12 protein-coding genes are annotated in these 15,261 nt (G+C 45.8%); 3 read left to right on the top strand and 9 right to left on the bottom strand.

The genetic code is table 11. The features are described 5' to 3' along the window. Positions 1-272: 272 nt before the first annotated feature. Positions 273-1,652, bottom strand: a complete 1,380-nt coding sequence (locus tag MKX40_RS04155) for an amino acid permease (protein WP_339239597.1) — start codon at positions 1,650-1,652, stop codon at positions 273-275. A 367-nt stretch (positions 1,653-2,019) separates the two neighbouring features. On the opposite strand from MKX40_RS04155, the gene MKX40_RS04150 reads away from it, so the two are divergent. Then, positions 2,020-2,385, top strand: coding sequence for a DUF6713 family protein (locus MKX40_RS04150; RefSeq protein WP_339239596.1), 366 nt, complete (start codon positions 2,020-2,022; stop codon positions 2,383-2,385). A gap of 63 nt (positions 2,386-2,448) precedes the next feature. After that, entirely contained in the window at positions 2,449-3,441 is a 993-nt protein-coding gene (locus MKX40_RS04145; protein WP_339239593.1) for a DUF4003 family protein, read from the top strand. A 111-nt stretch (positions 3,442-3,552) separates the two neighbouring features. On the opposite strand, the gene MKX40_RS04140 is transcribed toward MKX40_RS04145, so the two are convergent. The 4 genes from MKX40_RS04140 to MKX40_RS04125 all read right to left on the bottom strand — a co-directional run bounded on the left by MKX40_RS04140 (position 3,553) and on the right by MKX40_RS04125 (position 8,671). After that, positions 3,553-4,548 (bottom strand): phosphotransferase, encoded by a 996-nt coding sequence (locus MKX40_RS04140; RefSeq protein WP_339239591.1) that lies wholly within the window; start codon positions 4,546-4,548, stop codon positions 3,553-3,555. Positions 4,549-4,577: 29 nt separating this feature from the next. After that, entirely contained in the window at positions 4,578-6,167 is a 1,590-nt protein-coding gene (locus tag MKX40_RS04135) for a hypothetical protein (RefSeq protein WP_339239589.1), read from the bottom strand. A gap of 232 nt (positions 6,168-6,399) precedes the next feature. After that, complete coding sequence (gene sulP, locus MKX40_RS04130) at positions 6,400-8,175, bottom strand: sulfate permease (protein ID WP_339239586.1); 1,776 nt, start codon at positions 8,173-8,175, stop codon at positions 6,400-6,402. Between the two features lie 166 nt (positions 8,176-8,341). Continuing rightward, positions 8,342-8,671 carry a metalloregulator ArsR/SmtB family transcription factor gene (locus tag MKX40_RS04125; protein WP_017690603.1) on the bottom strand — a complete coding sequence of 110 codons (330 nt, stop codon included), beginning with the start codon at positions 8,669-8,671 and terminating at the stop codon, positions 8,342-8,344. Between the two features lie 197 nt (positions 8,672-8,868). On the opposite strand from MKX40_RS04125, the gene MKX40_RS04120 reads away from it, so the two are divergent. Then, positions 8,869-9,813 (top strand): alpha/beta hydrolase, encoded by a 945-nt coding sequence (locus MKX40_RS04120; protein ID WP_339239584.1) that lies wholly within the window; start codon positions 8,869-8,871, stop codon positions 9,811-9,813. A 114-nt stretch (positions 9,814-9,927) separates the two neighbouring features. On the opposite strand, the gene MKX40_RS04115 is transcribed toward MKX40_RS04120, so the two are convergent. The 4 genes from MKX40_RS04115 to MKX40_RS04100 all read right to left on the bottom strand — a co-directional run bounded on the left by MKX40_RS04115 (position 9,928) and on the right by MKX40_RS04100 (position 15,206). Then, positions 9,928-11,508, bottom strand: a complete 1,581-nt coding sequence (locus MKX40_RS04115) for a glycoside hydrolase family 43 protein (RefSeq protein ID WP_339239582.1) — start codon at positions 11,506-11,508, stop codon at positions 9,928-9,930. Beyond that, positions 11,505-12,404, bottom strand: a complete 900-nt coding sequence (locus MKX40_RS04110; protein WP_339239579.1) for a carbohydrate ABC transporter permease — start codon at positions 12,402-12,404, stop codon at positions 11,505-11,507. The genes MKX40_RS04115 and MKX40_RS04110 overlap by 4 nt, the downstream gene beginning before the upstream one ends. Before the next feature lie 15 nt (positions 12,405-12,419). Further along, positions 12,420-13,394: an ABC transporter permease subunit gene (locus tag MKX40_RS04105; protein ID WP_249913521.1), complete on the bottom strand. Its 975-nt coding sequence runs from the start codon at positions 13,392-13,394 to the stop codon at positions 12,420-12,422. Positions 13,395-13,532: 138 nt separating this feature from the next. Next, complete coding sequence (locus MKX40_RS04100; RefSeq protein WP_339239576.1) at positions 13,533-15,206, bottom strand: extracellular solute-binding protein; 1,674 nt, start codon at positions 15,204-15,206, stop codon at positions 13,533-13,535. Positions 15,207-15,261: the final 55 nt, after the last annotated feature.

The raw sequence follows: 15,261 nt of genomic DNA, 5'->3' as shown, positions 1-15,261 counted from the left end.
AGTGATCACTACAATCACAGAAGTTGTTTTCATAAAAGTTTCACTCTTTTCTTTGTAACCGAGATTGGCCAAATTTAAACTGGACCTGCCCCATTTTCGTTGGCAACTGTCTGGCTTAGAATCTACGGAGATTAGAGAATTTTATATCAAACATGTATTTCCAGATAAAAAAAAGCACTCCCTGAATGATGCTGAATCACCCGCAGGTTCTCCAGTCATTTCAAGGAATGCACGTATGATATTACGATATAAGTTGATTACTGAATATTAGATTAGCGACCTTTGCCGCCATCTATGCGTTGTCTTTTTCCGATGCCAAATGCGAAATATCCAGCCACCACGATAGCCATGAACGTAGCTCCAACTATCAGAGGCAAGCGCGTATCCGGGTTAAACGCCATACCGATGATAACGAGGATCAGATACACGATGATAATGTAATTGCTGATCGGGAACCATTTGGACTTAAAGTTATGATCCGCCATCTCGTTGCCCCAGCGCTTTCTGAATCGGAACTGACTGAACGCCAGCGCGAACCATGGAACCATGCCTGGAAGAACACTTGCGCTATAGATGTACAGGAATAGCTTGGAGTCTGGCATCAGATAGTTCAGTACAACTCCGATTAACAACAAGGAGATCGTAATGACGATACTGTTGCGGGGAACCCCACCTTTGGACAGTTTTTTGAAAAAGGCAGGTGCCTGCCCATTCTCAGCCAACGTGTACAGCATCCGTCCCGCACTGTAGATTCCGCTGTTGCATCCCGACATGGCCGCCGTGAGCACCACAAAATTGATAATTCCCGCTGCAGCAACAATGCCGACCTTGGCAAAGGTGAGCACAAACGGACTGCCTGTCTCCCCTACCTCGTTCCACGGGTACAAGGTCACGATGACAAATATGGCACCGACGTAGAAAATAAGAATACGCCACACGATATTTTTGATCGCTTTACGCAAGGTGTGTTTCGGATTCTCCGCTTCGCCTGCTGTAATACCGACCATCTCCACCCCCTGATAAGCAGCCGTGACGATACACAGCGCGAAGAGGAAACCTTTGATGCCTCCAGGGAAGAAGCCACCATGGCTGAACAGATTCGACAGCCCGATTGGCTGCCCCCCATTCCCCCATCCGAAGAAGATCAGCCCCGTTCCGATCACGATCATGGCTACAATAGCCGTTACTTTGATCATCGCAAACCAGAATTCAAATTCCCCATAGAACTTCACAGCCGCCAGATTCGCCGCCGCAATGATGAGCACCCCGGCAAGTGCCGGCAGCCACTGTGGAATATCCGGGAACCAATACCCGACATAGATGCCAATTGCCGTAACTTCCGCCATTCCAACTGTAACCCACAGGAACCAATAACTCCAGGCGGTGAGGAATCCGGCAAGCGGACTAATATATTTGTGAGCAAATGTCGCAAACGAACCCGTGACTGGCTCCTGAATCAGCATTTCCCCCATAATACGCATGACAAAAAAGATAATGATACCGGCCAGCAAATAGGCCAGCAGCACGGATGGACCTGCCCATTTGATCGTACTCGCCGATCCCATGAACAAGCCTACGCCGATTGTACCTCCGAGTGCAATCAGCTCAACATGGCGGGGCTTTAGCCCTCTAGATAGTTGCTTTGATTCCAAGCGATTCTCCCCTTTTCTTGTGTACAGCTTCTTGATGTAATTTTTTAATTTTCACATTCACATTAACGCAATGCAGAATTGCTTCACCAAATTGTACGAGATGTGCCGCAGAAATACAACAAGGAATGTGAGGAAACGGATTCACTACACATATAGGTATAGGATAACCGCTTAATGAATATGGCAGACAACTGATTCAACAATTCCTCGCAGTGTTGTGTAATCATAGCGCCAGACTTCCTTTTCCCTGACTCTACAGGGAGGTCACTGGAACCCCTATGGACAGCTCACGTATTGTAACTTTGGGTATTATGCGACTTGTCGTTATCGATCTGCTTGTATAAAATTGATAAATAGGAGGCTTCACATGCCTGACTTCTTACTGGTCTTATTTTTGTTTAACCTTTCTCTATTCCTGCTTCATGAAATGGATGCGATCAGGCGGTCCGAGTGGAAATTGTTTATTGTATTAAAAGATATGAAAGATGATAAAGCCTACAGGTATTTCACCTGGATTCACTTGCCAATGTACACTATCATCCTCTCTCTGCTCTTTAGCTCCTATCAAACGATTACATTCTGGGTGCTGGATATCTTTTTCATCATACATACCGTGTTGCACTTCTTTTTCGAGAAGCACCCGCACAATGAATTTAAAAATGGATTCTCCAGAACATTCATATATCCAATGGGAATAATTGCTTTAATTCATTTAATATTCCTAATCATCTGATCTCTCAATGACGGCAGGATGAAAGATTGACTATGATATTTTCTTAAAATGGAGGTAAGCCCTATGCAACAACCTCATGCAGAACGAGTTGAATTATTCGTTTCCAACACTCAGATCATCAAGAAGTCGTTCAAATGGCAACATGGGATGATTCACCGTCTGGCCGCCCTGCTCTATGCAGCGGAGAATAAAGTTGCTGATGCAGAAGCTATTCGCCAAAGCCAAGAGTTGATTAAACAAAACACAAAACTCTTCTCTGCCTTCAGAGGTAATTCTGCCATCAGCATTGCTACCATGCTCTCCCTTACAACGGATGAGAACACAAAGCTGGCAGATACCCTTCATGTCTATGATCTGATGAAAGAGATCAAATTCCGCAACTCGGATTATCTCGTTATTGCCGCCTATCAGATTGCAACTCAGGTGTCACCCGATCAGTTTCAACCTACGGTGGAGCGAGCAAAATCATTTTATGACGGCATGAAAGCAGAGCATCACTTCCTTACTGGGCAGGATGACTACATTTTCGCTGCCATGTTAGCCCTTTCCGATCTCGACGTGCATACTGGTGTGGCACGAATGGAACAACTCTACGGGGAATTGAAACCAGAGTTCTCTTCCAGAAACAGTGTGCAGGCGTTAACACAGGTACTCGTTCTTGGAGAGGATACCCCGGATGCAGGGACTCGTGTGATTGCCTTAAATGAAGCTTTTCGTCAAAGGAATCTCCGAATGGATAAAACGTACACATTACCTTCTCTCGGGTTACTTTCTCTACTGCCCTCGGACAGAGACGCATTAGTGGATGAAGTCGCGGAGACAAATGACTGGTTACGGACTCAAAAAGGTTTCGGTGCATGGTCGATCGATAAACAGGAGCTGCTTCTGTTCTCATCCGCGTTGATAGCCATTCAATATGTGGAGAATCTGCGAAACGGTATGCTAACGACAGCGATCTCAACCAGCATCACGAATATTATCATCGCTCAACAAGCAGCCATGGCCGCAGCTGCCGCAGCATCGGCTGCTGCCGCTTCTTCATCATCTTCCAACTAACAAGGACCAGGTTGCCTTGAATATGAGTTAAAAAAGACCCTCCCGAGTTCAAGTTCACTCGGAAGGGTCTTAAAGCATTCATGCATACATCTTAAATAATATTCATCTTCGCTATGATACAATCCCCGTATCTCGGAACTCTTCCAGAAAATCATTCAGCCAATCCTCGCCATAATCCAGAGCTCCCATATCACTTTCGATAAAAGCAACATCCAGACCCATCACCCAGAACCTTCGAGCGATAATAAAGAGATCAACCGCCTGTTCATCTGCATCCGTAAACTTCCGGACCGACCGGTATCCTTTCATCAACGCATCCCATAGTCTTTGTTTCTGCCCTGAATCACCCGACTGCCGTTTCCGAATTTTCACTTGGGCCAGATCGTAAGCACGCCAGCTTTTGGCTGCCCATTCGAAGTCATAATGGATAAACGAATGCTCCTGTTGAAATGCATTGTTATTCCCATGCATATCGCCATGGCACAGACCAAAGTCCAGGTCTTGGCTGGAAGTGGCAGCGATGCGTTCTTTTAATGCTGTTGCAAACGTATGGAGGAATGCTGCTGCTTCATGGTTCTCACCGATATACCGGATGATTCTTTCTAAGGGTCCGTCGATGAGAAATTTCAAATCAAGCTCATATCGCGGCAGCCCCACGTTCACCTGATCCATAGCCTTATGCAATTCAGCGGCAGATTGACCAAAGGCGAAACAAGACTCCTCATCCTCCAAGTTGTTCTCCGTGCCCTCAATATAACGAAACATTACAGCAACCCGTTTGCCTTCTGCCGCCTCCAGCACCGTATATCCAGTGTCATCTCTCTTCTGAATATATTCTCCAATATCGGTATGTTCCGCAGAACCTAGAACGTTCTTGAGTTGAGACAATAACGAAAGCTCATACTGAACATCTCCCTCCGTGATTTCAGTGCGGTAGATCCGGAGAATATACATGCCACTGGACGTGCGAACCCGGTAGGTATCATTCAATCCTCTAAGCCAAAACAAACATTCTTCCCATGTTCCAATGTCATACTGATTGCTCAATGCAGACTCCAGATACCTGGGGTTAAGCACTGAACGTAAAGCAGTCGGTTGAATGGACATATGTATACTCCTTCACTCTGAAATGATATTTAGTTCAACTTAACACCGAAACCGAGCTGACCCAGTTCATTACGATATCCTGCAACCCACAACTTGCCACCCGATACCCAGTACATGTTACTCTTACTTGTTTCAATGAGCGTCACATTCTGGTACGAACGTTGAGCTTCCTTTGTATCGGCATATACGATCGTGCCCGCATTATACCCCATGAAGAGCATCTCATTTTTGTCGGTAATCACCAGGGCTCCGTTATCCGCAGCAGATATGGACTTGTACACCAAATCTTCCTGAGGGTAGTAATATCCTGTTTTCGTAATCCGAATGGGTCCCCTGTTAATCATGATTGGCTTATACATCTTTTGAGTCACATTGAAGCCCAATTGGCGTGAAGAATTGCTGCCCCAAGCCCATAGATTTCCTTTTTGATCAATTGCGATGAGGTACGGATTGTTCGCTCCTGAGGAAGAAATCTGCCGTATATTCTTGAATCCTTGAATAGGTGTTGCTATCGTTTCGGTTTCTTTCATATTCGTGTCCCAGAACCAGACCGTACCATCCTTTTTCACAGCGTAAGCTCGATTCAGATCACCAATGGTTACATCAATAACACCTGTAATCCCAATTTTCCTCGAATGATTTTTCAGAAGTTTCATACCTGTACCTGGAGCCCCACCAAGTTGATACACATTACCTGAATGAGTTAACAACACAACCCCGTTACTATAAACATCCATCTTTTTGATTGCTTCAGGTACAAGAGTAACCTTCTGAGGTGTTCCAGTTTTCGTTTGAATGCCTAAATAGTTCAGATCACCCCAGCCAAACAGTTCCCCTTGCTTGGTTAAATACAGTGAAAAGCGATCTCCCGCTCCGACTTGGCTAACGTTAGATACCTTGTTGATTTTCGTAACAGGCAGTACTGGATAAATACTATTGTTAAGTTCATTATGTAAATTATCTCCCCAACCATATAACGTACCGTCAGCGGTAAGAGCAATAACATGCGTATCACTTGCTGCTACTGATATCGGTTTAACCACTTGTTTGATCTGTTTTGCAAAATGCACATCGGGTGCAGCGCTGCCTACTCCATATTGGGAATAATCAATGATCACCTTTGTTTGCGGGGTATAGTCGTCCTTATATTTATCATATTCTCCCTCGGGGAGATGATCAGGATCTACATAGTAAATATTCGTATCCACCTTCGGCACGGGCAAAGGATAGTCCGGGGAGATACTGGATTCCTTTCCTCGTTCATCATAGAAGGATATTGTAATGGAATTTCGCTGTACCTGTGCAGCATCTATGGGAGTAGTAGTCACGGCAAAATATCCATTTTTATTCGCTGGCACCGTTGTTTCAAACAAGATAACGCGCTTATACTCTTTCTTCTTCCCAACGATGACAAAATCTCCTGTACTCACTCGTAAGCTAACTTTTTCATTTTTGGAATTATAGCCTACCCCTTCAATAAAAATGCTGCCATCCTCGTTCGGTGTATATCGGTAGCTTGCTATCGGCCCTTCCTCAGCATACGTGGGTTCAATGAATACCAGGGATGACATCACTAGCGCAATCGTCAGGCAAACGGTGAACCATTTTCGGTAGAACACATTATTCCCTTCCTTCTTTATTAATATATTCTTAATATATCGTACATAGGAATTTATTGGAATGATATCTAGACCCTCTATAAATTAATCTTATGAAAAATAAAAAAAGACGTGAGCGCACACTGCTCCCACGTCTGAAATTTGCCTGATGGGTGGAACCTTTTTTCAAAATGTCGATCTTACGGCCTATATTTATAATCAAAGTTCATTTTAACACGCACTCTTTTGGTGATCATACAGGGTTACTTGCATTGGCCCGCTTTCCCGTCTTCAGCCGGTTCATACGCTCTGGATCGGTTCCAGCGCTCGACAATACAGCACATTCACGAAAGGCAAAATGTTTGCACCCCTTACACTTCTCCTCGTTCAAATGCTGTAACGCATAATTAATGGCTTCCCCAGTATGTTCAAACCGATGTGCAGGATTTAAACGCTCTAACAGACCTGTTCGTTTCAACATCTCAAGTGGCTGCTCCTGTATGCCCGATAACAATACAATCCCGCCCGACCGTTCAAAATGCTTGATTAAACTCGCCAGGTTAGCTTCGCCTGTTGTATCCATAAAGGGTACCTTACCCATGCGCAACAGCAAAATGCCCGGCCGCCGATAAATCGAATCCACGACTGACTTCTCGAACATATCTGCCGCACCAAAAAATAAAGGTCCTTCAATCGTATATAAGCTGATCTGCGGACAGTCATGTCCTTCCCGAACCATGTGGGCCATGACTTTCTCATGTTTATGCTCGGGATCGGGCAGTACTTTGGCAACCTTCAACATCTCACTCATCCGCTTAACGAATAAAACAACAGCCAGAATCAACCCCACCTCTACAGCCGTCGTTAAACTTGTAAATACGGTAAGCAAAAAGGTAATGAGCAGAACGAGTGAATCGCTCGTTTTGGTTCTCATGACATGCATGAAGGATCTCCGTTCACTCATGTTCCAAGCCACCAGCATCAGAACGGGAGCCATACTCGCAAGAGGAATGTGAGATGCGTATGGCGCAAAGAGAACAAGTACCAGCAAAACCACTACACCGTGAATCACGCCAGACCATGGCGATACTGCGCCGGATTTGATATTCGTTGCCGTACGTGCAATTGCTCCTGTTGCAGGAATGCCCCCAAATAGCGGCGTTACCATATTAGCAATCCCCTGCCCAATCAACTCCCGATTGCTGTTATGTCGACTTCCGGTCATGCCATCGGCAACCACAGCTGACAGCAACGACTCAATGCCACCCAGCATGGCAATGACAAAAGCGGGTTGCAGCAAGTTCATGATACGTTCCCAAGTGATCTCCGGCACATGAAACTGAGGCAAGGCGTTAGGTATGGCGCCAAAGGACGAACCGATCGTAGCCACCTGCCCTTCAAAAAAGAGCGCTGCGATGACCGTCGAAAGAATCAGCCCCACCAGTGATGCAGGCACCTTTGGTGCAAACTTGGGCAAAAGCAGAAGAACAGCCAGACAGATTCCAGCTGTAAGCACACTGTATATATTAACTGTCGAGATATGCATCCCAATTTCTTTCATATTGGACCAGAAGTCCTCATGCTTCTCGATGCCGCGAAGTCCCAGGAAGTTCGGAATCTGTCCGCTAAAAATAATAACGGCGATTCCTGCCGTGAAACCGATTGTCACCGGCCTGGGAATGAACTTGATTAATGCCCCAAGCTTGAATACGCCCATAAGAACAAGCATCAAACCAGCCATCATTCCCGCGATCAACAGATTCTCATATCCATACTGCATCACAATGGCGAATAGAATCGGAATGAATGCACCCGTTGGCCCGCCAATCTGGAACTTAGACCCACCCAGCAAGGAAATGAGAATCCCTGCGATTATTGTGGTATACAATCCATACTCCGGTTTGACCCCGGAAGCGATGGCAAAGGCCATACCGAGTGGAATTGCAATAATACCTACAATCAGCCCCGATAACAGATCCTTGCGAAAAGCGGCAGCATTGTAACCTGCATATCTCCCCATCCATCTCATGTACAAAAACCTTCTTTTCTTCATATATTTAAATATTTGAATATAAACAAAAGACTACTCCCCCGCACACATCCTGTCAATCGGATTGCACACTATTTCCGGCAGGAGACTAACACAAAAAACAAGAACCTCCGGTGATGACACCCAGTTGCTCTTGTTTGTTGTGTCAGGACTCTTTACGAATGTCTTCCAACATGGAAATGGCATCAACCAGATGATTGTCAAAAATCTGTTTGGTGACTGCCAGCAGGTCCTTAATCAGCGGATCACGCAGCGAATAGGTGACGGTTGTGCCTTCTTTGATTCCATGAACAACGTTTTTGCTGCGCAGTACAGCCAGTTGTTGTGAAACAGCAGAGCCTTCCGATCCCAGAATGCTTTGCAGTTCATTCACATTCTTGGCTCCTTCACTCAGCAGCTCCAGAATCTGAATCCGCATCGGGTGTGCCAACGCTTTGAAAAAATCCGCTTTAAACTGTTGTATGCTTTGATTCATACGCTATGCCCCTTCAATCGAACTTTTGAAGATGCAAATATCATAACATAGAACGGATACCATGCTTTACTCTAACCGTAAACGATTCGATGGAAAAATTAAGATTGACCATGCAGTACACTTCAACCTTTATACTTTATTTATATTCTTCTTCACAGATCTTATATCTGAACTCCATCAGGAAGGGTGATTCCTCAATGAATCTGTATATCCATAATCATAAACGCTCGTTGACGAGTTTTCTATTCGAGAAATATATCGCAACGTTAGATACCAAAAAGAATTTTTCAACACGCGAGCTTACTCGCACACATCTGGATCATATGGGCTTGGAAAACATTAAACCCTATACCTTGGCTAAAACAAAATGGTCATCTTCCATCAAAGAACGCTCCCATGAAGACATGCAGGTATTCACATTAAACGATCAGCATTCCCGTGAACAGAGGGTCATTCTCTACATTCATGGCGGGGCGCATACACACCAGCCGCTGTCTTTACACTGGAAATTCATGGACCGCATGGCTCAGGCTCTGAATGCCAAGGTGGTTGCTCCCATCTATCCAAAGGTTCCTCATTTTAATTATCAGCACACGTATCCGAAACTGCTCAATCTATATCGGGATTTGCTCGCCTCTGTGGACGACCCGGCACAACTCACCATTATGGGGGATTCCGCAGGAGGCAACATATCCCTAGCCTTGGCCCATTATCTGAAAATGCATGATCTCTCGCAGCCCAAAGATATCATCTTGTTATCACCTTGTGTGGATATGGTGCTGGACAATCCGGTCATATTTGAATACGAGACCCGTGACCCGATGCTCGCTGTGGAAGGATATGATGTCATCCGGCGAATCTGGGCAGCTGATAAACCTCTAAATGACCCGTTAATCAGTCCAATCTACGGAGATTTCGCCGGCCTTGGTAGAATCAGCATCTTTATCGGAACTCACGAAGGTTTGTTTCCTGATAATATGAAGCTCGACAAGCTGCTGACGGATCAGAAAATCGATCACCAAACGTACGTTTATCCCAAAATGAATCATGTCTTCGTCCTCTATCCGATTCCAGAAGCCAGGGATGCTCAGCGTAAAATTGTTAACATCATAAAAAACTCAGCACATGAAGCTGGACAATAAACTGTAACGCGGCCCCACTCCCCACAGTTTTCGCTTAAACAAAAAGAAAAAAAAGCTCAATCCCTGGACTACCGCCACCGGATTGAGCTTACTTGCTGTTATTCTGTCATCTAACTAACTTTCATAGGAACCATATTCAAACCAGTCAAAATCCGCTACCTGATCCGATGAAGTCCCGTTGCTACTGCTAAACATTCCGATACAGCAGCCAACAAAGCCGCCGGCCACTTCAGTGCTCAGGCTGCTTGTATCCACCTGTTCCGCAACCAGATGATACTGACTTCCATCCGTGCTGTAGTAGAAGTTTAGTTGCTGACCTGTCGCGGCCAATTTGATATACACCCGCGATACTTCATCATCCAGCGCGACCTGCGTAATGTGAGTATCCTGACCATCTATACAGGTCACCACACGCAGCATCTGCTGTTTCTCAACCAGTGCACGCTCAATACGTACATGATACTGATCGTTCTGAATGACGACAACACCAGCCGTCTCATTTGCATTACCGGGCACAAATTCCATTGCTGTAGCTGCCACGTAATCCATATGCCTTTGCCGCAGGCAGACAAAGCTGGAATTCTCTTTTTCCTTCAATGTTTGCGGTTTCAGCTTCAATCGCAGATATCCTTTTCGCTCGGTTAATGAATACAGGTCTTCCTGAGGATTGCGCAAAAACATCCATTGCAAGCCCAGACGATCACTGTCAAAATGGTCAAAACGCAGTTGGGGCTCTACCGGAACAGGTTTTAAATCCAGCGTACCCTGCTCCTCTAGAATTCCGCGCCCTTCATTGACAACTGGCCATCCGTCCTCCCAAATGACCGAAGCAAGGAACGTCTCCCGCCCCAGATTGCTGAAGCTCCCACCGTAAGGACGCGAAGCAAGCATGACCATGAACCATTGACCGTTCGCAGCCTGCACCAAGTCGGCATGTCCCACATTAACAATAGGGTATCGTTTGCCCAAATGGCGATGTGTAATGATTGGATTATTGGGATTTCCAACGTACCCTTCGGTTAAGCTTTGGCTACGCGCAATGGTCACGGCATGGTTGGGTCCTGTGCCGCCCTCTGCAATCAATAAATAGTAATATTCGTCGATCTTATACAGATGCGGTCCTTCAGGCCAAATAACATCAACCATGGCCCCACGCCAGAGCACGTAACTGTCCCCCACCAGTTTCATGGTGGTCAGATCAAGCTCCCTCAGCCAAACTTCCCAGTTTCCGTTATAACGAACTCCCTCGGAACAAGGACGTGTACCCAGGTAATATGCTTTGCCGTCATCGAAGAAAATCGTAGGGTCTATTCCTTCTGCGCCTTCGATAAAATAAGGATCAGACCATGGCCCAGCCGGATCGGTAGCGGTTACAACAAAATTGCCGCCATGTGATACGTTGGTTGTAATCATATAGAAGGTCCCTTCATGATACCGAAGCGTTGGAGCGAATATTCCTTGTGAATGCCCTGCCCCCTGAAGATTTAATTGCGAAGGGCGATCCAGTACATTGCCAATCTGTTTCCAATGTGCAAGATCACGGCTCTGAAAGATCGGAACCCCAGGAAAATAGGCAAAAGTCGAGGTCACCAAATAAAAATCTTCACCCACCCGACAAATGGACGGATCTGGATAAAACCCGGGCATAATCGGATTGTTAAACGTGCATTGTTCGTTTTGATTTGCATTTTTCATTCTTTTACCCCTCCAATGGTGAGTCCAGTGACAAAGTATTTTTGCAAGAACGGATACAGTAAAACGATCGGCATGGCCGTCACAACCGTGATTGCTGCACGAATGGATACAGGAGTCACCATGTTGGTCACATTTTTGTATGAATCCACGTTGACGGTTCCACCCTGTGAGGTCGCAGAGGATAATAATTTCATAAGCTCATACTGCAAAGTGGTCAAATTCCGATTACCCGCCGTGTACAACATGGAGTCAAACCAGGAGTTCCACTGACCTACAGCAATGAACAGAGCAACTGTAGCCAACACCGGCTTGGACAGCGGAAGCACGATGCGCATGAAAATCCGAAAATCTCCAGCTCCATCCATCTTCGCCGATTCTATCAATCCCTCCGAGAGTCCCTGAATGTAGGTACGAATGACAATCATGTTGAACACCCCGATCAAGCCGGGAATAATGTATACCCAGAAGCTGTTCAGCAGCCCCACTTGTTTGATCAGCATGTATCCTGGAATTAAACCGCCGCTGAAATACATCGTTACTACGAATAGCGTCGTGACCAATTTGTTAAACATATACTCCTTGCGGCTCAGCACATAGGCCAACATCGCGGTACAGAACAGTTGCACAACCGTTCCAACCACGGTTCGGGCAACCGAAATAAATGCAGCTTGTGTCAGATTCGGATTCTGGAATACGGAGACATAATTTTGCAGTGTCCATTCCCTTGGCCAGAGATAGATCCCTCCGCGGATCGTATCCAGCCCGTTATTGAAAGATACGGCAATGGTGTTTAAAAAAGGATATAACGTAACAACCATGACAAGCAACATAAATATGCCATTTGTGATGGAAAAAATTGAATCACCCAAGCTTCGTCTTCTACGAAATCGCTTCACAGTTCTGCCCCCTTATCATATCAACCGCTCTTCACCAAGAGACTTGGCAATCCCGTTGGCGATAAATATGAGCACGAGACTGACCACACTTTTGAAAATGCCTGCGGCGGTGGCAAGTGAGTAGTTGCCGAGATTAATTCCGTATTTCAAAACAAAAATGTCGATTGTCTCGGACACATCCTGCACAAGTCCGTTCCCCAGCAAGTATTGAATCTCAAAACCTGCGTTCAGTACGTTACCCACGTTGATGATAAGCAGGATAATGATCGTTGGTTTGATGCTTGGAAGTGTGACATTGAACATTTTGCGAAAGCGGCCGGCTCCGTCAATGGAAGCTGCTTCGTATAAGCTCGGATTAATCGACGCCATGGCCGCCAGATAGATTATCGTACCCCAGCCAATTTCCTTCCACATGCTGGACAGACCCACAATCCCCCAGAAGTATTTGGGTTCCGCAAAAAAGTTGATCGGTGCATCAATCAGACCCAATTTTGTCAGCAGTACATTCACAATTCCGGTTTCCGTTGACAATACATTCGCAACGATCCCTGTTACGATGATCCACGACAGGAAATGCGGAAGGTAAGAGACCGTCTGTACCACGCGTTTGAACAATACCATCCGCAGCTCATTCAATAAGAGCGCCAGACCAATTGAACCGACAAATCCCAGAAACAGACTGATCAGGCTCATCGCCAGCGTATTGCGAATGACACGTAAAAATGTAGGGTCCGTGAATAACGTTCGAAAATGATCCAGCCCAACCCAATCCTGCTCCATAAAACCAATGCCCGGTCTATAATTCTGAAAAGCCATCAACCAGCCCCATAATGGCCCATACGCAAAAATAGCGATAAACGCAATAAACGGAAATGACATCCACATTAATTGTCGCTGACTTTTCATTCTGGACAGGTTGTACCCGATCCAGCTTGTTCCCGCTGGGATATGGCTGGTCTTTAACGAAGGCTGCAGCTCCTTTTTGGCCATGTTTTTTCTCTCCTTGCTGACGAGTTTATCTATATCACCCAGTCTGGATGAATCGATTCCTTTCCTATCCAATCTTCCCGAATCTGGCGTGTAAGAAAGGCTACGGGGTTCCCCATAGCCTTCCGGTGTGACAGGCCTTTATCCCCACAGTTCCATACGTCTGCGAACTTCTTCCGTCAGCGCATCTTCATACGCTTTAATATCTGCACTCTCCTTGAGCGTGGCTTGATACTCTTCCCAAGCCTTATCAAATTCGGCTGGTGAAGTCATAATCACCTTTGGCAGCCATTTGCGTTTAACATCGTCCATCTTCTGTCTGGCAATGGTCTCCGGTTTATTCGGTTCGAAATTATAGGTATAGATCGGGAACCACGGTTCATTTTCCTCCGCAGGCTCCAGGAAGTCGGTAAACTTCGTATATCCATAAGCCTTGAGCACTTTTTTATCGATGTCATTCAATGTGGCAAGGTACTCCTCCGGCTGCTCCTTAGGATCAAGAGCATTCTTCCCATCAGCGGTCATGCCTTCATGATGCGGGAAATAGACCAATGGGCTTCCCGTATTCGCAAGCACCCAGTCCGGATCTTTGGAATTCGCACGTTGCTCTTCATTTCTGGAGAACACGCCTTTGTCATCCACCTGGTAATCCACGCCTTCCTGTCCCCAGGTTCTCAATACCTCTATCTCAGGGTCCAGCAAATCATTAATATATTGAAGTGCCCCTTCGATATCCTCGCAACTCTTAGTAATGGCCAAGCCACCATTTACGTTAAGGATTGGATTGTTCTGATAACGTCCTTTGACATCCTCGGAGAGTGTGATGGACAACGGTACATAGGTTTTGTCATACAATTTTTGCTTCACGAGTGATGCTTCGGCGTCAAGGAACTGCCATCCTTGATCCACCATGCCCAGCACACGTCCGGTTGAAATTTTGGATATATATTGATCATAGTTTGCTGTAAAGGTTTCGTTATCGACCAGGCCTTGATGATATGCTTCATTGATCTTCTTGAAATATGCTTTCGCTTCGGGAATAGTATTATAGTTTTTGGCCGTCAGCGTTTCTTTATCAACGATGGCTGCGCCTTCGTTAGGATAACCAGCCATGAAGAGCGGAGGGTTCTCCAGTGCGAAATAACGCCAGTCATAAGAGATAATCTCGAATCCAATGGTTGGCTGACCATCAACGGTCGGATGCGCTGCTTTGTACCGTTCAATCAAGTCAAAGTATTGGTCAAGTGTTTTGATGGTCGGATAATTATCCCATTCCAGTACGGCCTTCTGAATCCAGAACGCTTCTCCATCATGGGTTACTTTCATCGACTTTTCTTGTATATTGCCGAACTGAGGAATGAAGTAGATATGTCCATCCGTCGTATTTTTCATCTTCTTCCAGTCTTCACCCAGGTAATTTTTGATGTTTGGATATTTATCGATGTAATCCTCAAGTGGTACTAACGCCCCTGCCGCTACCAGTTGCTGAGTACCATCACTCCCATCGATAAAGTCGGGATATTCGCCGCCTGCAATGAGCACACCAATTCGTTCTTTGGCTGTTTGGCCCGTAAGCCAGTCCATCGTAACTCTGACGCCTGTTTTCTCCTCAATAGCTTTTAACAACCGATTATCGTCAGGCGCAATTTTCCCAGGTACGGCAAAAAAGGCTGAAAATTGTTTCAATTCCCTTCCATCTGCTGTTGTTTCCCCTTTCGAGGACGATCCCGGTGTACATCCAGCGAGTGCAATGACCAGTATCAAAGCTAGCAGAGCACTATACTTGATTCTTTTTCTAACATCCTTTTTCATCATGACCCCTCCATCGATTATATTGACAGAAGCTTTTTGGAAAGCGCTTTCCAAAGGC

It is taken from the genome of Paenibacillus sp. FSL R5-0517, from assembly GCF_037974355.1.
GTDB lineage: Bacteria > Bacillota > Bacilli > Paenibacillales > Paenibacillaceae > Paenibacillus.
This window is presented reverse-complemented; position numbering and strand designations above follow the sequence as displayed.

Coding starts and splice junctions, on each gene's coding strand:
- MKX40_RS04100 (WP_339239576.1), bottom strand. CDS start 15,206: ATGATGAAAAAGGATGTTAGAAAAAGAATCAAGTATAGTGCTCTGCTA.
- MKX40_RS04105 (WP_249913521.1), bottom strand. CDS start 13,394: ATGGCCAAAAAGGAGCTGCAGCCTTCGTTAAAGACCAGCCATATCCCA.
- MKX40_RS04115 (WP_339239582.1), bottom strand. CDS start 11,508: ATGAAAAATGCAAATCAAAACGAACAATGCACGTTTAACAATCCGATT.
- MKX40_RS04120 (WP_339239584.1), top strand. CDS start 8,869: ATGAATCTGTATATCCATAATCATAAACGCTCGTTGACGAGTTTTCTA.
- MKX40_RS04140 (WP_339239591.1), bottom strand. CDS start 4,548: ATGTCCATTCAACCGACTGCTTTACGTTCAGTGCTTAACCCCAGGTAT.
- sulP (WP_339239586.1), bottom strand. CDS start 8,175: ATGAGATGGATGGGGAGATATGCAGGTTACAATGCTGCCGCTTTTCGC.
- MKX40_RS04145 (WP_339239593.1), top strand. CDS start 2,449: ATGCAACAACCTCATGCAGAACGAGTTGAATTATTCGTTTCCAACACT.
- MKX40_RS04150 (WP_339239596.1), top strand. CDS start 2,020: ATGCCTGACTTCTTACTGGTCTTATTTTTGTTTAACCTTTCTCTATTC.
- MKX40_RS04125 (WP_017690603.1), bottom strand. CDS start 8,671: ATGAATCAAAGCATACAACAGTTTAAAGCGGATTTTTTCAAAGCGTTG.